Below are 16,356 nucleotides of genomic sequence, written 5' to 3'. Positions count from 1 at the left end.
GCGGCAGTCGGGGCCGTCCGGAGTCGTATGAGCGAAAGTCAATCCCAGATGGGAGAACGAAACAACGCATCCGTGATCGCGCCCCGAACACCTCTTGTCGGATCGTTGAACAATCCTCTACGTTGTCCCCGACGCCGGTCGGCCCGAGTGCCCTCGGGGGAGAGCCACTACGGATACGGGCCGGCCGGCACGTCCCCGCCCGCCCCCTGCCCGCGCACGGGCCGTCGCACCGGTGCCTCCCCCACGCCGGCCAGGCCCCGAGCCCCATGGAACGGACCCACATGAGCGACCCGGCGGCCCCTCCCGTCATCGACCTCAACGCCGACCTCGGGGAAGGCTTCGGCCGCTGGCAGCTGACCGACGACGAGGCCCTGCTCTCCGTCGTCACCAGCGCCAACGTCGCCTGCGGCTTCCACGCCGGCGACCCGGCCACCATGCGCCGGGTGTGCGAACTGGCCGCCGGGCGCGGCGTGGTCATCGGCGCCCAGGTCTCCTACCGCGACCTGGCCGGCTTCGGCCGCCGCGCGATGGAGGTGCCGCCGCACGAGCTGTCCGCCGAGATCACCTACCAGGTCGGCGCGCTGGAGGTCTTCGCGCGCGCCGCCGGTGCCCGCGTCGGCTACGTCAAACCGCACGGCGCGCTCTACAACCGCTGCGTCCACGACGAGGAGCAGGCCGGAGCCGTCGTCGACGGCATCCTCGCCGCGGGCGGCGGCCTGCCGGTCCTCGGGCTGCCCGGCTCACAGTTGCACGAGGCCGCCCGGCGGGCCGGGCTGCCCGTCGTCGGCGAGGCGTTCGCCGACCGCGCCTACACCGACGAGGGCACCCTCGTCCCCCGCCGGGAACCGGGCGCGGTCGTCCCCGACCCCGACGAGGTCGTCAAGCGGGCCCTGGGCATGGCCCGCGACCACACCGTCACCTCCCGCCACGGCCACCGCGTCGGCATCACCGCCCGCTCGCTGTGCCTGCACGGCGACACCCCCGGCGCGGCCGGCCTCGCCCGGCGGGTACGGTCCGAGCTGGCCGCGGCCGGCGTGCACATCCGGAGCTTCGTATGAGGCCGCTGCCGGTCGGCGAACACGGCCTGCTGATCGAGCTGGACAGCGCCGAGGAGGTCGAGGCGCTGCACGCCGAACTGCTGCGCCGGGCCGCCGACGGCGCCCTGCCGCCGCTGCGCGAGATCGTGCCGGCCGCCCGTACGGTGCTCCTCGACGGTCTCGCCGACCCCCGCGGGCTCCTCGCCGAGCTCGCCGCCTGGGACATTCCGCCGATCGGCGCCGGCGACCGGCCCGCCGTGGAGATCCCGGTCCGCTACGACGGTCCCGACCTCGCCGATGTCGCCGCCCTGTGGGACTGCACCGCCGACGAGGTCGTCCGGCGGCACTCCGCCACCGAGTTCCGCGTCGCCTTCTGCGGCTTCGCCCCCGGCTTCGGCTATCTGACCGGGCTGCCCGAGCCGCTGCACGTACCGCGCCGGGACACCCCCCGTACGAAGGTCCCGGTCGGCTCGGTCGCCCTGGCCGGCCCGTACACCGGTGTCTATCCGCGCTCCTCCCCCGGGGGCTGGCAGTTGATCGGCACCACCGACACCGTCCTGTGGGACCCGCGCCGCGAACCGGCCGCGCTGCTCGCCCCCGGCACCCGTGTCCGCTTCGTCCCGCGGGAGACCACCTGATGACCGACCGCGCCTTCTCGGTCGTCCGGGCCGGTGCGCTCACCACCGTCCAGGACCTCGGCAGGCCCGGCCACGCCCACCTCGGCGTGCCACGGGCCGGCGCACTCGACGAGCCCGCGCACCGGCTCGCCAACCGCCTGGTCGGCAACCCCGCCTCCGCCGCCGCTCTGGAGACCACCCTCACGGGCTGCGCCCTGCGACTCCGCACGGCCACCACCGTCGCCGTCACGGGCGCGCCCTGCCCGGTGACGGTCGACGGCCGCCCCGCCCCCTGGGGCGCGCCGCTGCGCGTCCCGGCCGGCGCCGTCCTGGACGTCGGTCCCGCCACCCACGGCCTGCGCTCCCACCTGGCCTTCGCCGGGGGCATCGACACCGAACCGGTCCTGGGCAGCCGCTCCGCCGATCTGCTCTCCGGCCTGGGCCCCGACCCGCTCACCGAGGGCGCGGTGCTCCCGCTGGGCGCCCCGTACGGCCCGGCCGCGGGCGCCGACGCGGTGCCGCACCCCGGCCCGGTGACGGAGCTCGTCCTGCCGTTCCTGCCCGGCCCGCGCGACGCGTGGTTCACGGCCGCCGGTCTGCACACCCTCGCCACCGGCCGCTTCCGCGTCTCGCCGGCCAGCAACCGCATCGGCCTGCGCACCGAGGGCCCGCCCCTGGAGCGCTCCCGCGGCGGCGAACTCCCCAGCGAGGGCATGCCCCTGGGCGCCCTCCAGGTCCCGCCCGACGGCCTGCCGGTCCTCTTCCTCCACGACCACCCCACGACCGGCGGCTACCCGGTCGTCGGCGTCGTCCCCGAGCGCCATCTGGCCCCCGCGGCCCAGGCGGTACCGGGGACCCCGGTCCGCTTCGTCCGGATGCGCTAGCGGAGGCGGGCGAGCGGCCGTCAGTCCTCGTCCGCCGCCCCGTATCCGCCGCCGCCCGGCGTGCGCAGCACCAGCACGTCGTCCACGCCGACGTCCGCCACGTCACAGCCCGCCAGCTCCACCCGCGAACCGTCCGCCCGCTCCACGCGGTTGGCGCCCAGCGCACCGGGGGCGCCGCCCGCCATGCCGTACGGCGCGATTCTGCGGTGGTTGGTCAGCAGGGCCACGGTCATCGGCTCCAGGAAGCGCAGCCGGCGCTCGACGCCGCAGCCGCCGTGCCAGCGGCCGGTGCCGCCGCTGCCGGCGCGGATGGCGAAGCCGTCGACGCGGACGGGGTAGCGCCACTCCAGCACTTCGGGGTCGGTGAGCCGGGAGTTGGTCATATGGGTCTGCACGGCGTCCGCGCCGTCGAAGCCGTCGCCCGCGCCCGAGCCGCTGGCGACGGTCTCGTAGTACTGCACCCGGTCGTTGCCGAAGGTGACGTTGTTCATGGTGCCCGAGCCCTCGGCCTGGACACCGAGCGCGGCGTAGAGCGCGCCCGTGACCGCCTGGGAGGTCTCCACGTTGCCCGCGACGGTGGCCGCCGGGAAGACGGGCGCGAGCATCGAGCCCTCCGGGATGCGGACCTCCACGGGCTTGAGGCAGCCGCTGTTGAGCGGGATGTCGTCGGCCACCAGGGTGCGGAAGACGTACAGCACCGCCGCCATCACCACCGAGCTGGGCGCATTGGCGTTGCCGGGCTGCTGGGGCGAGGTGCCGGCGAAGTCCAGTACGGCGCCGCGGGCCGCGCGGTCGACGGTCAGCGCGACCCGGATCTCGGCGCCGCTGTCGGTCTCGTAACGGCAGCTGCCGTCCGACAGCCGCGCGATGATCCGCCGCACCGACTCCTCGGCGTTGTCCTGGACGTGCCCCATGTACGCCCGGACGACGTCCAGCCCGAACTGGTCGGTCATCCGCCGCAGTTCCCGGATGCCCTTCTCGTTGGCGGCGATCTGGGCGCGCAGATCGGCGAGGTTGGCGTCGGGCGCGCGGGAGGGGTGGGGGCCGGCGGCGAGCAGTTCGCGGGTGGCGCGCTCGCGCAGCTCGCCGTCGCGCACCAGGAGCCAGTTGTCGAAGAGGATGCCCTCCTCCTGGACCGTGCGGCTGAAGGCGGGCATCGAGCCCGGGGTGATGCCGCCGATCTCGGCGTGGTGGCCGCGCGAGGCCACCAGGAAGAGCAGCTCGCTCCCCTCGGTGTCGAAGACGGGGGTGACGACGGTGACGTCGGGGAGGTGGGTGCCACCGTGGTACGGGTCGTTGATCGCGTACACGTCGCCCGGCCGCATCTCGCCGCCCCGGCGCCGCAGCACCTCCTTGATGGACTCCCCCATCGAGCCCAGGTGCACGGGGATGTGCGGTGCGTTGGCGATGAGGTTGCCGTCGGCGTCGAAGAGGGCGCAGGAGAAGTCGAGGCGCTCCTTGATGTTGACGGAGTGCGCGGTGTGCTCCAGCCGGACGCCCATCTGCTCGGCGATGGCCATGAAGAGGCTGTTGAAGACCTCCAGCATCACGGGGTCGGCGCCGGTGCCGACCGCGGTCCGGCCGGTGCGCGGCCGGACGCGGGTCAGCGCGAGGTGCCCGCCCTCGCCCATGGCCGCCTGCCAGTCCGGTTCGAGGACCGTGGTCGCGTCCTCCTCGGCGATGACGGCCGGGCCGGTGAGGGTGTCGCCGGGGCGCAGGTCCGTGCGGCGGTGGAGGGGGGTGTCCCGCCACCGGCCGGCCGTGTACATCCGTACCGTGGCGGCCGGCGCCGGCTCCCCTTCCCGGCTGCCCGCCGGCGTCTCGTGGCCGCCCGCGCCGCCGGCCGCGCCCCGCGCCTCGACCGACACCGCCTCGGCCACCAGCGGCTTGTCCATGGTGAAGGCGTACCGCTCGCGGTGGGCCCGGACGAAGTCGTCGGTCATGGTGGCGGCGTCGGCGAGCGGGACGCCGATGGTGGAGTCGGTCCCGGCGTAGCGGATCAGCACCCGGGCGCGGGTGGTGACCGAGGCGTCCGGCACGCCGTCGTCGAGGAGTTCTCGCCGGGTCTGTCCGGCGAGCGCCTCGCACGCCTCGTGCACCCGCGCGACGGCCGCCGGGTCGGTGAACTCCGCCTCGACGGCCTGCTCGCGCATCGCGGTGGCGTCGGCGACCCCGATGCCGTACGCGGAGAGCACCCCGGCCAGCGGCGGGACCAGCACCGTGCCGATGCCCAGCGCGTCCGCGACCGCGCAGGCGTGCTGGCCGCCGGCGCCGCCGAAGCTGACGAGGGCGTAACGGGTGATGTCGTGGCCGCGCTGGACGGAGATCTTCTTGACGGCGTTGGCCATGTTGAGCACCGCGATGTCCAGGAACCCGGCCGCGACCTCCTCGGGGCCGCGGTCGTCCCCGGTCTCGGCGGCGGCCCGCCGGGCCAGCTCGGCGAAGCGGGCGCGGACCACCTCGGCGTCCAGCGGCCGGTCGCCGTCCGGCCCGAACACGGCGGGGAAGTGGCCGGGCTGGATACGGCCGAGCATCACCTGGGCGTCGGTGACGGTGAGCGGGCCGCCGCGCCGGTAGCAGGCCGGTCCCGGGTCCGCGCCGGCCGAATCGGGGCCGACCCGGTAGCGGCGGCCGTCGAAGTGCAGGACGGATCCGCCGCCGGCCGCGACGGTGTGGATGTCCATCATCGGGGCGCGCATCCGTACGCCCGCGACCTCGTTGCCGAAGACCCGCTCGAACTCCCCGGCGTAGTGGGACACGTCGGTGGAGGTGCCGCCCATGTCGAAGCCGATCACCCGGTCGTGGCCGCCCGCCTCGGCCGCGGCCCGCACCATGCCGACGACGCCGCCCGCGGGCCCGGACAGCACCGCGTCCTTGCCGCGGAAGTGCGCGGCCTGCCGCAGCCCGCCGTTGGACTGCATGAACATCAGCCGGATGCCGGGGAGTTGCTCGGCGATCTCGTCGACGTAGCGGCGCAGGATCGGCGAGAGGTAGGCGTCGACCACGGTGGTGTCGCCGCGCGGCACCAGCTTCATCAGCGGGCTGACCTCGTGCGAGCAGCTGACCTGGGAGAACCCGGCCCGCCTGGCCAGCTCGGCGACGGCCCGCTCGTGGTCGGCGTGGCGGTAGCCGTGCAGCAGGACGACGGCGGCGCTGCGCAGGCCGTCCGCGCGGGCCCGGATCAGCGCCCGGCGGACCGCGTCGGCGTCCAGCGGCCGGACCGGCTCACCGCGGGCGCCGATCCGCTCCGGCACCTCGATCACCCGGTCGTAGAGCGCCTCCGGCAGCACGATGTGCCGGTCGAAGATCCGCGGCCGGTTCTGGTAGGCGATCCGCAGCGCGTCCCGGAACCCTTCGGTGATCAGCAGCACGGTCGGCTCGCCCGTGCGCTCCAGCAGGGCGTTGGTGGCGACGGTGGTGCCCATCTTGACGACGGAGACCCGTTCGGCGGGCACCGGTTCGTCCGGGCCGAGCCCCAGCATCATCCGGATGCCGGCCACCGCGGCGTCGCGGTAGCGCTCCGGGTGGTGCGAGAGGAGCTTTCCGGTGACCAGCCGTCCGTCCGGCCTGCGGCCGACGACGTCCGTGAACGTGCCACCCCGGTCGATCCAGAACTCCCAGCGTCCCGTCATCCCGCCATTGTCGCAGCGCCCCCCGCCGTGGCGGCGGCTTTCCCGGCCGGGCCGGCGTCCGCGTCCGGCCCGGCCAGGGCGGCGAGCGCGGCCTGCGCGGCACGGTCGGCCGCGGCGTCCAGCAGCCGGCCGGACCCCGCCAGTTGGTGCCGGCACTCCTGGAGCGCCAGCCCGAGCAGGCCGGGCAGCAGGTCCGTGCACCGGTCGGCGACCCAGCGGGTGCCGCGGGTCGCCATCCACCGGGCGGATCCGGCGCGGGTCGGCGGCGGGCCGTCGAGGGTGAGCGCGGGCGGCGGCCCGACGGGCAGGCCGGCGGCGGCCAGCACACCGTGGAAGCCGCGGGCCAGCAGCCGGTGGCCGCGCTCGCTGGGGTGCAGCCGGTCCACGCTCCAGCAGGCGCGCTCGGCGACCCACGGGTGTTCCGCGAGGTGCAGATGCACGCCCCGGTGGCGCGCGGACACCACGTGGACGACGGTGTTCACGGCGCGCATCCGGCGGGCCAGCGGGCGCGCCAGCGGCGCGGGCAGCCCCAGCATCCGGCCCGGATCGGGCAGACAGGCCGTCAGCACCACGGCCCCGTCGGCGCTCAGCGCGCCGTGCGCCCGGTCCAGCGCGGCCGCGACCCGCTCGATGCTGAAGGCCGCGCGCAGGGTGTCGTTCGCGCCGACGACCAGCGAGGCGAAGCGCGGCGCGAGCGCACGCGCCAGGGGCAGCTGCCGCTCGGCCAGCTCCGCCGCCAGCGCCCCGCTGCGCGCCAGGTTCACCAGCTCCACGCCGCCCGGCCGCTCGCCAATCGCCCCGGCGAGCAGGGGCGCCCAGCCACGCCAGCCGCCGCCCGGCACGGGATCGCCGAGCCCCTCGGTCAGCGAATCACCCAGCGCCACGAAGCGGACCGGGAACCGGCCACCGTCCGGCGCCCGCATTCCTTCCGCCTCCCCCTCGGTACGCACCGTCACCACCCGCCCAGCGGGCCGGCCGGGGACGGCGCCGAGCGGGCGGCGACCGGCCTGCCGAGCGGCGACGGCGCGTCGTGCGCCGCCAGGAAGGCCGCGACGGCGGGCTGCCAGCCGTAGCCCTCGGCGTGCCGCCGGGCGGCGGCGCGGCGGGCGGCCTCCGGCCGGGCCAGGACCCGCTGGACCGCGTCGGCGAACGAGGGCCCGTCGTCGAGCGCCGTGTCGCCACCGCCGCCGACCAGCCCCGCCAGCGCCGACCCCGCATTCGCGACCACCGGGGTGCCGCAGGCGAGCGCCTCCAGCGCGGCCAGCCCGAACGTCTCCGCCGGGCCCGGCGCCAGGGCCACATCGGCACCGGCCTGCAGCGCGGCGAGCCGGGACCGGTCGGCGAGATGCCCGGCGAACGCCACGGGCAGCCGCTCGGTCCGCGCCCGGGTCTCCAGGCGGGCCCGCAGCGGCCCGTCACCGGCCACCACCAGCGTCGCGTCCACCCCGCGCCGCCGCAGCTCCGCCAGCGCGTCCAGGGCCCGCCCCGGCCGCTTCTCCTGCGACAGCCGGGAGCAGAGCAGCAGCAGGACCTCCGACCGGCCCGCCCAGCGCCGCCGCAGCTCAGCGCTGCGGCAGTCCGGGTGCCAGGCGGCGAGATCGACGCCGAGTGGCGCGCGCACCACATTGCGCACCCCGGCCCGGGTGAACTCCGCCGCGGCCCAGTCGGTGGTGCACACGACCCGGCTGTAGGCGTGCGCCGTACGGCGGTTGAGCCGGTCCGCGGCGGCACGGGCCACCGGCCGCGGTACGCCCCAGGTATGCAGCACCCCGTCGACGCTCTCGTGCGAGACCATCACCGCGGGGACCCGCGCCCGGCGGGCCCACTCCCCCGTCCAGCGCAGCGTCGTCCGGTCGGAGACCTCCAGCCGGTCGGGGGCCAGCGCGTGCAGCAGCCGCTGGAGCCGCGGGCGGTCGGTCAGCAGGCGGTAGCCGCCGCTGCCCGGCAGCCTCGGCCCCGGCAGGGTGATCACCCGTCCCTGCGCGGTGACTTCGTCGCGTGGGCCGGCCGAACCGTCCGCCACGGGCGGGCCCGGCACGATCAGCACCGGCTCGTGCCCGGCGGCCCGGTAGCCCGCGCCGAGTTCGTGCAGCGCGGTGCGCAGCCCGCCGGAGGCCGGGGTGACGAAGTTGGCGATCCGGACGATCCGCAGACCCGCCCCGGGGCCGCGCCGGGCGCTCATGCCGCCACCGCCGTCCGGTCGCTGAGCACGGCCTCGTAGTGGCCCAGGAGCTGGTCGCCGACGGCCTCCCAGGTGCGGTCCTCGACCGCCCGGCGGGCCGCGGCACCGTAGCGGACCCGCAGCTCGGCGCTGCGCGCCAGCACCCGCACCGCGTCCCGGAACGCCCCGCCGTCACCCGGTGTCACCAGCAGCCCCGTACGGCCGTGGTCCACCAGGTCCAGCGGACCGCCCGCCCGCGGCGCCACCACCGGCACCCCGGAGGCCATCGCCTCCTGCACGGTCTGGCAGAAGGTCTCGTACGGGCCGGTGTGGACGAAGACATCCAACGAGGCGTAGAGCCGGGCGAGTTCGTCGCCGGTCCGGCGGCCGAGGAAGCGGACCCCGGGCAGCGTGGTCCGCAGCCCGGCGGCGCTGGGGCCCTCACCGATGACGACGGTGCGCACCCCCGGCAGCCGCGAGGTCTCGGCCAGCAGCCCGACGTCCTTCTCCGGCGCGAGCCGCCCCACGTACCCCACCAGCAGCTCCCGCCCCGCGGTGAGCGAGCTGCGCAGCACCGCGTCGCGCCGCCCCGGGTGGAACCGCTCGGAGTCGACGCCGCGCGGCCACAGGTGGACCCGCGGCACGCCGTGCTCGGTCAGGTCCAGCAGCGCCGCGCTGGAGGGCGCCAGGGTGCGGTCGGCGGCCCCGTGCACCGCACGGATGCGCCGCCAGGCGGTGGCCGCGCCGCCGCCGAGGTAGGTGCGGGCATAGCGGCCCAGGTCGGTCTGGTAGACGGCGATCGCCGGCACCCGGCGGCGGGCGGCGGCCGCCATCCCCCGGGCACCGAGCACGAACGGACTCGCGAGGTGCACGAGATCGGGCCGGTGCCCGTCGAGCGCCGCGGACAGCCGGCGCCCGGGAAGCGCGATCCGCACCTGCGGATAGCCGGGCAGCGGCATCGACGGCACCCGGACCACCGGGCAGGGACTCTCGTACGTACCGGTGGCCGGCGACGCACCACCGAACGGGGCGATCACGAGCGGATCGTGCCCCCGCCGGACGAGGTGCCGGACGGTTTCCAGGGCGCAGTGGGAGACGCCGTTGACATCGGGCGGAAAGGATTCGGTGACCAGGGCGACACGCATACCGCTGTTGTCGACGCGCCGTGCGTGGAGGGGGTCACGGTGAGCTTTCCTCCGGGGGAACGTCTTCCCACGTTTTTGGCTTTCCCGCCGTGGTTGTTGCTCGCCGATCTTCGCCCGCTACCGCGGTGCGCTCGCCGTTGCTCCCCCACTGCCTAAAGGGCGTGGGAGGTACCCCCAGCGGCGGGCGGGGTCCGCTGCGCGGGGCGTTTCGGGTGCCGGCGACGGGCCTGCGCGGGTGGGGGTGTCCGGACTGCTTCGCTTTACGTCCCACACCCCTGCCCCTCCGGCCCGTCACCGCACCCACAGCCCCGCGCAGCGGACCCCGCCCGCCGCAGGCGAACAAAGAGAAACCCTCACGGCGGGAAAGCCAAAAACGGGGCAAGGCAAAGCGCAGCGGAACCCGCGGCGGGTCAGACAAAGACGTGGGAGAAACCTAGGCCTCAGGGCCGATCCGGCTACGCACAGCCGTTTGTACCTCGGCTTCCTCCGCCGGATCAGCCGCCAGCCGGCGAAGTTGTTCGACGACCCGGTCGTCGCCCGTGGCGGCGTGCCGGGCGGCCAGTTCGCGGGTGGTCTCCTCGCAGTCCCAGAGGCACTCGACGGCGAAGCCGGCCGCGAAGCCGGGGTCGGTGGCGGCGAGCGCGGCGGCGGCCCGGCCGCGGAGGTGGGAGGAGGACGTCTCGCGGTAGAGGTGGCGCAGGACGGGGGCGGCGCAGGCGACGCCGAGGCGTCCGGCGCCGTCGACCAGGTCCCACAGCCCGTCCGCGTCGGGGCCCTCCTCGCGGACGGTCCGGCGCAGCGCGGCGAGCACCGCTTCGGCGTCGCGCCGGCCGCCGCGGCGGGCGAGCAGGGCGGCGGCGGCCGAGCCCAGCAGGTCGGCGCGCGGTGCCCAGACCCGGGCCCGGACGACGGCGGCCACGCTGCGCATCCGCGCGAAGGCGGCGAGCGCGGCGGAGACCAGCCGCTCGGAGGAGAAGGGGTCGACGACCGCGTCCTCGATCAGGTCGAGGGCGTCCGGGTCGCCGCGTTCGGCGAGGTGATGGAGCACGGCGGCGCGGGCCCCGTCGGGCGCGCTGCGCGCGGCGCGCAGCAGCTCGGGGCGGTCCTCGGGGGCGGCGACGGCGGCCAGGCAGCGGGCGGCGGCGGCGTGCCGGTGCTCCTCGGGGGCCTCCTCCGGGCCCGGCTCGGCCCATTGGAGGATCTCGGTCACGCTCCAGCCGGGGCGCGGCCCGCGGGGGCGCAGCTGCCGCTGCCAGCGGTCGAAGGAGCCCTGTTCCCCGGCGGCGGCCAGCCGCGTGCCGTATCGGGGGTCCTCGGCCCACAGGCGCCAGGGCCGGGGCTCGAAGGCGTCGCGGACGGCGGTGGCCAGCGCACCGTCGCCCTCCTCGGTCTCCGGGAAGCGGGCGAGGACGGCGGGGGCGAGCGTCATCAGCCCGGCGTCGTCGTCACGCAGCGCGAGCTCGTCCAGGGCCCAGCGCCAGTTGCTGCCGGCCGCGGCGTAGCTGCGCAGCAGCAGCCGGGCGGCGTCCCTGCCGTAGGCGGCGAGGTGGCCGAGGACCGCGAGGGCGAGGCCGGTGCGCTCCTCGCCGGTGTCGACGAGGTCGTCGGGGTGGAAGAGGTGGCGTTCGATCTCTTCGAGGCCGCCGTCGAGCTGCATGTAGAGGCGCGCGTAGTAGAGCGAGCGGTTCTCGACCTGCCAGTCGCGGCGGGGATCGCGCAGCACGCTGTCGTTGAGTGCCGCGAGCGCCTCGGCCCGCGGCGCCGCGAGGGCATGCAGGGTCCCGTCGCCGCGGCCTCGCTGCAGGAGGCCGAGCAGGGTGCCACTGGGCGCTATGTCTGGATCGAACATGAGGTCAGCATCCGGTGCGGGGGGCAGGCTGGCAACGGGATTTCCGCTGACCGGCATTCTTGCCGGTGACCGCGGGCCGTAAGCCTCGTTCCCACCATGGATCGGCGGAAGCGCCTGCTGACGGCGGCCGAAGCCTAGCTTGGAAGCTGTCATTCCGCCGATTCGCCCCGGGATTGCCCCGGAACGCCGGGGGCATATGCCAGGTGCACCACCGTATCGGGTAGTGCCAAATCCCTTACGGACGGTCGCCGCCTGTGCAACAGTCGTTACCGGCCCTTCAGCCCGGCGCCGCCTGATCACGGAGTACGTCATGCCGTCCCCTCTCTTCGCGGATCACCCAGCCGACCGGCCCCCCGAGCGCGACACGGTCGAGTCACTCATCACGCAGGCCCGCCGCCTGCGCGGCGACCTCGACGCGGTGCGCAGGGAGTCCGCGGCGGACCCGGGACTCGCCGCCGACCCGCAGCTGCGCTGGCAGCGGGCGCTGTGCGATCTCGCCGTGCATCACCTCGACGATCTGGGGGGCCACCTCGACCAGCTGAGAGAGGGCCTGCCCGCCGAGAGCGCCGACGAGGCCGGACCGGAGGCCGGATCCGCGCCGGCCGCCGAGGAGAGCGCGCCACCCGAGCGCGGCTCACTGCTGCGCCGGGTCGGCAGCGCCGAGTGGAACCTCCTCACCGACGAGGTCAGCTGGTCCAACGAGCTGTTCGCGATGTTCGGCAGGGCGCCGTCCGACGGCCCGCTCACCCTCGACGAGCTGCCGTCCCTGGTCCACGCCGACGACCAGGAGGGGCTGGCCACGATGGTCACCGACTGCCTGGTGGACGGCCGCCCGATCGACGGCGAGTTCCGCATCGTGCGCCCGGACGCGAGTCTGCGCACGGTGCACATGGTGGGCGAGCCGGTGCTCGACGCCGACGGCAGCACCGCCTGCATGTGGGCCGTGCTGCGGGACGTCAGCGAGCTGCGCCGCAGCCAGCAGGCGGTACGCGAGACCCGTGACTCGCTGCACCGCGAGCGGCACATCGCGCAGACCGAGCACCGGCTTGCGGTCGAACTGCAGGAGGCCGTGCTCCCCCCGTGGCGCGGCTCCCTGCGGTTCCCGCAGGGCGGCCCGGTCGCCCTCGACCTCGCCGGGCGCTACCTTCCCTCCGGCACCCGTGCCCTGGTCGGCGGCGGCTGGTACGACGCACTGCAACTGCCGGACGGCACGACCCTGTTGAGCGTCGGCGACCTCACCGGCCATGGCGCCACCGCCACGTCCGGGATGGCGATGGTGCTGGGCGCGCTGCGCGGGATGGCGGTCGCCGGACACCATCCGGGACCCCTGATGTGCTTCCTCAACCAACTGCTGGACACCGCCGCGCAGCCGGCGCTGGGCAGCGCGCTGTGCGGCCGCTTCGACCCCGCCGCACGGACCCTGGAGTGGTCCCAGGCCGGGCACCCCGCACCGCTGCTGTTCCGCGGCGGCACGGGGCGCGCGCTGGACCCGCCCGAGGGTGTCCTGCTCGGGGCGACGTCGGGTGCGGTCTACACCCAGCACACCGAGCAGCTGGAGCCCGGTGACCTGCTCGTTCTGCACACCGACGGCCTGGTCCCGCGGCGTACGCACGGCGCGGACGCCCTGCACGAGGGCACCGAGCGGCTCCTCTCCCTGGCGCCGCGGTTCGCCACGGCCCGCAGTGCGCAGGACAGCGTCCGCATCGTCGTCGAGGAGTTCGGCGGCACCGAGCGCGAGGACGACGCGTGCGTGCTGGTCGCCAGGGTCGGCGACTGACGCACACCGCGGTGGCGGCGGGCGGACCGGCGGATCCGGAGCCGGCCGCCCCGGAGGCATCGGCGGGCGTACCGGCGTTCGACGGGTGAGGCGGCGAGACGGAGGAGGACGCCGCACTCAGAGGTGACGTACCGTCACACCCGCCCCGTCCGCACCCCTCAGGCCGAGAAGTTCGCTCCCAGGCCCGTGCCGATTCCGGGTCCGAGGCCCGACTCCTTGGTCTTCGGCTTCGCCTTCGGCAGGACATGCTGGATCTCCTCGCGCAGGTCCTGGATCTTTCCGTAGCCGGCGTACTGCCCCGTGAGCCGGAACATCTCGCGGAGCCGGTCCCAGGTGCGGTGCGAGGAGTTCTCCCCGATGGACACCAGCGCCAACCGGGCGTAGCGGTCGGCCTGTTCGGGGTCGTTGCCGATGAAGCAGGCCGAGGCCATCGAGATGTAGTCGAAGATCTGCGACCGCTGGCGGCCGTTCTCCCGCAGCCGCAGCGCCCGCTTGGCGTGGTCCTGGGCGATCCCGGCGGCCGCCGGATCGTGATCGGCGAGCGTACGGAACGCCAGGGCCTGCATGCCGTGCAGATCCGCCTCGTCGAACATCTGCATCCAGCTCGGCGGCGGCACATCGCCCTTGTCCGAGACGAAGAGGTCCTCCGCCTCGCCCAGGGTGCGGCGCATCGCCTGGCCGTTGCCCTTGGACGCCTGCGCCCATGCCTCGATGGTGTGCAGCATGGCGCGGGTGCGCGGCAGGGTCTCCTCGCCGGAGCCGGACTTGGCCAGCTTCATCAGGTCCAGCGCGTCGTCGGGGCGGCCCAGATGCACCATCTGGCGGGCGGCACGCGAGAGGGCCTCGCCGGCGCGCGGACGGTCGCCGCCCTCGCGCGCCGCATGGGCGGCGATGATGAAGTACTTCTGGGCGGTGGGCTCCAGGCCCACGTCATGGGACATCCAGCCGGCCAGCACCGCCAGGTTGGCGGCCACCCCCCACAGCCTGCGCTGCAGGTGGTCGGGGTGGCGGTAGGCGAGCATGCCGCCCACCTCGTTGAGCTGGCCCACCACGGCCTTGCGCTGCAGCCCGCCCCCGCGGGCGGCGTCCCAGGCGCGGAACACCTCGACCGAGCGCTCCAGCGCGTCGATCTCCTGGGACCCCACCGGGGCCGCCTCGTAGCGGTCGAGGCCGATCTGGTCGAGTGCGTCGAGGGAATCGGAGGAGTACGGGTCGGGGTGGCCTGCGGCGCCGGCCGGGGCCGGGGCGGTGTGCAGCCAGTCGTACATGGCGCCGGTGAGTGCGGAGCCCGCGGCGAGTGCGGCGCCCGCACCCACCAAGCCGCGTCGGTTGAGCATGAGGTCCATTCCCGTGAATTCCGTGAGGACCGCGGCGGTCCGTTCGGGAGCCCACGGCAGACCGTCCATGGCCTGCCGCTTCCCCGAGCGACCCGTTCTGGCGAACCCGAGGTCCTCGATGGTTACGACACGGCCGAGGCGCTCGGTGAACAGGGAAGCCAGCACCTTGGGCACCGGGTCGCGCGGGGTCTCCCCCATGTCGATCCAGCGCCGTACCCGCGAGGTGTCGGTCGCCAGCTGCGGATGGCCCATGGCCGCCGCCTGCCGGTTGACCATTCTCGCCAGCTCTCCTTTGGACCAGCCGGCCAGGCCGAAAAGGTCCGCGAGACGGGTGTTCGGCTGCCTGTCCACGTCAAGCCCCCAGGTTCCTCGACTGAGTTGACAGTAACGGCCGCTGACATGGGCTGTGGTCATTCGCCAGGGTTCGCCAGGGTGCGCCAGATGGTCTGCCACCCGCAGGCACGTGTTCTGTAGATATGCCGCCCCCGGCCTGGTGGCGGGACCGCATTCCCCAGGGTGCGCGCCCCTCACGGGGACCCTGGATCGGCCTCCTGCACGGGGCCCGTTCACGGGTTCCCACCACCGGGCCGGGGAGCGCACGCAACTCGCCGGCGCACGAAGGGATCTGTTTCACCCATGTATGCAGCATCGTCCGCCGTGACCGCCCCCACCCGGCCGTACCGCCCGCACCCCACGGGAAGCGGGCCGTATCTCGACCCCACGCCTTCCGCGGGGGCGGTCACCGGTCTCCCCGGCGGCCGGACCCGGCGGATGCAGGGGACGACGGGCTCCCAGCCGCTCAGCGGGAGACTCGACCTGTCCGGCCCCCAGGGCGCCCAGTTGCGCGCCGCCGTCGCCTCGGTGCACCGCATCTGCCCCGAGTTCAACCCGGTGCAGGTGCTGCGCCGCAGCAGCAGGTCCGTCCTCCTCGTCGGCACGACGGGCCGGATGACCGCGGTCGCCAAGTGTTTACTGGACCAGTCCCCCGCCTGGGCGGAGAGGTTCCGGCAGGAAATAAGCGCATACCGCGCATTCGTCCGGCACCGTCCGCCGGTACGGGTGCCGCGGCTGGTGGCGGCCGATCCCGACAACTGCACGCTGATCGTCGAGCGGATGCCCGGCCGGGTCGCGGCGCTGACCCGGCACCCGTCCGAGGCGCCGCCCCGTGCGGACGTACGGGCGGCGCTCAGCGCGATCTGCCGGATCAACCTCTGGCGCCCGCCGGCCGGGCTGTTCGACACCCCGCTCGACTACGCGGGCCGGATCGGCCGGTACCACGACCTGGGGCTGCTCACCGACCGGGACCTGGGTGACCTGCAGAAGCTGATGCACGGTCTGTCGCACACCCAGGGCCAGTTCTGCCACGGCGACGCGCTGCTGAACAACGTGCTGCTCTCCCCCGCGGGCCCGGTCCTGCTGGACTGGGACAGCGCGGGCTGGTACCTGCCGGGCTACGACCTGGCGACCCTGTGGTCCGTCCTCGGCGACGCCCCGGTGGCCCGACGGCAGATCAGCCAGCTCGCCCAGAACGCGGGACCGGCCTCGCGGGACGCCTTCCTGGTGAATCTGATGCTGGTGCTCACCCGCGAGATCCGGCGGTACGAGACCGCGGTCCAGCGCACCATGCGCGAACCCACGCCGACGGGCACACCCGGTCCGGGACTACCCGGTGTGCCCGCGGCGGGCGAGGAGCAGCGGCTGCTCCTGCGCCGGCTGCACGACGACTGCCAGATGGCGCGCCGTGCGGTGCGGGCGGCGGTCGGCACCCGCTGACCGCCGACAGGTGCCGGATACCACCGGCACCGCAAGGGGGGATTGTGAGCGGCGCGCCCGGGTACGGGGTGCGCCGCTCACCCATGTACGCCTCCGGGCCCGGTCCTCTTCTCCCGGCCGGGCCTCCACGCCGAACCCGCCGCC

11 protein-coding genes are annotated in these 16,356 nt (G+C 75.2%); 5 read left to right on the top strand and 6 right to left on the bottom strand.

What is annotated here, in order from left to right; translation table 11 throughout:
- Window positions 1-281 precede the first annotated feature (281 nt).
- Genes K7396_RS31285 through K7396_RS31275 form a run of 3 tightly spaced genes read left to right on the top strand, consistent with a single transcriptional unit; the run spans window position 282 to window position 2,538 of the window.
- Window positions 282-1,058, top strand: a complete 777-nt coding sequence (locus K7396_RS31285) for a LamB/YcsF family protein (protein WP_152105267.1) — start codon at window positions 282-284, stop codon at window positions 1,056-1,058.
- The gene (gene pxpB / locus K7396_RS31280; protein WP_086721972.1) at window positions 1,055-1,675 is read left to right on the top strand and encodes a 5-oxoprolinase subunit PxpB; all 621 of its coding nucleotides are present in this window, start codon (window positions 1,055-1,057) and stop codon (window positions 1,673-1,675) included. The genes K7396_RS31285 and pxpB overlap by 4 nt, the downstream gene beginning before the upstream one ends.
- Window positions 1,675-2,538 carry a 5-oxoprolinase subunit C family protein gene (locus K7396_RS31275; RefSeq protein ID WP_086721971.1) on the top strand — a complete coding sequence of 288 codons (864 nt, stop codon included), beginning with the start codon at window positions 1,675-1,677 and terminating at the stop codon, window positions 2,536-2,538. Before pxpB ends, K7396_RS31275 begins: the two co-directional genes overlap by 1 nt.
- Window positions 2,539-2,558: 20 nt before the next feature.
- Here K7396_RS31275 and K7396_RS31270 read toward each other — a convergent pair whose 3' ends face one another.
- The 5 genes from K7396_RS31270 to K7396_RS31250 all read right to left on the bottom strand — a co-directional run bounded on the left by K7396_RS31270 (window position 2,559) and on the right by K7396_RS31250 (window position 11,325).
- Window positions 2,559-6,170 (bottom strand): hydantoinase B/oxoprolinase family protein, encoded by a 3,612-nt coding sequence (locus K7396_RS31270; RefSeq protein ID WP_152105266.1) that lies wholly within the window; start codon window positions 6,168-6,170, stop codon window positions 2,559-2,561.
- A complete protein-coding gene (locus tag K7396_RS31265; RefSeq protein WP_086721452.1) occupies window positions 6,167-7,093 on the bottom strand; it encodes an SGNH/GDSL hydrolase family protein in 927 nt (308 codons plus the stop codon). Before K7396_RS31265 ends, K7396_RS31270 begins: the two co-directional genes overlap by 4 nt.
- Before the next feature lie 29 nt (window positions 7,094-7,122).
- Entirely contained in the window at window positions 7,123-8,352 is a 1,230-nt protein-coding gene (locus tag K7396_RS31260) for a glycosyltransferase (protein WP_086721453.1), read from the bottom strand.
- A complete protein-coding gene (locus tag K7396_RS31255; protein WP_086721454.1) occupies window positions 8,349-9,476 on the bottom strand; it encodes a glycosyltransferase family 4 protein in 1,128 nt (375 codons plus the stop codon). Before K7396_RS31255 ends, K7396_RS31260 begins: the two co-directional genes overlap by 4 nt.
- A gap of 433 nt (window positions 9,477-9,909) precedes the next feature.
- A complete protein-coding gene (locus tag K7396_RS31250; RefSeq protein ID WP_086717875.1) occupies window positions 9,910-11,325 on the bottom strand; it encodes a hypothetical protein in 1,416 nt (471 codons plus the stop codon).
- 310 nt (window positions 11,326-11,635) lie between these two features.
- Between K7396_RS31250 and K7396_RS31245 the strand changes: the two genes are divergently transcribed.
- Entirely contained in the window at window positions 11,636-13,102 is a 1,467-nt protein-coding gene (locus tag K7396_RS31245; RefSeq protein ID WP_086717877.1) for a PP2C family protein-serine/threonine phosphatase, read from the top strand.
- 158 nt (window positions 13,103-13,260) lie between these two features.
- Here K7396_RS31245 and K7396_RS31240 read toward each other — a convergent pair whose 3' ends face one another.
- Window positions 13,261-14,790 (bottom strand): DNA-binding protein NsdB, encoded by a 1,530-nt coding sequence (locus K7396_RS31240; protein ID WP_086717879.1) that lies wholly within the window; start codon window positions 14,788-14,790, stop codon window positions 13,261-13,263.
- Window positions 14,791-15,075: 285 nt separating this feature from the next.
- Here K7396_RS31240 and K7396_RS31235 point away from each other — a divergent pair, with 285 nt between their 5' ends.
- Window positions 15,076-16,212, top strand: coding sequence for an aminoglycoside phosphotransferase family protein (locus K7396_RS31235; RefSeq protein WP_086717881.1), 1,137 nt, complete (start codon window positions 15,076-15,078; stop codon window positions 16,210-16,212).
- Window positions 16,213-16,356: the final 144 nt, after the last annotated feature.

Origin of the sequence: Streptomyces angustmyceticus (genome assembly GCF_019933235.1) — a bacterium.
Taxonomy (GTDB): domain Bacteria; phylum Actinomycetota; class Actinomycetes; order Streptomycetales; family Streptomycetaceae; genus Streptomyces; species Streptomyces angustmyceticus.
The sequence above is the reverse complement of the archived record's forward strand: the minus strand, read 5'-3'. Positions and strand labels throughout refer to the sequence as shown.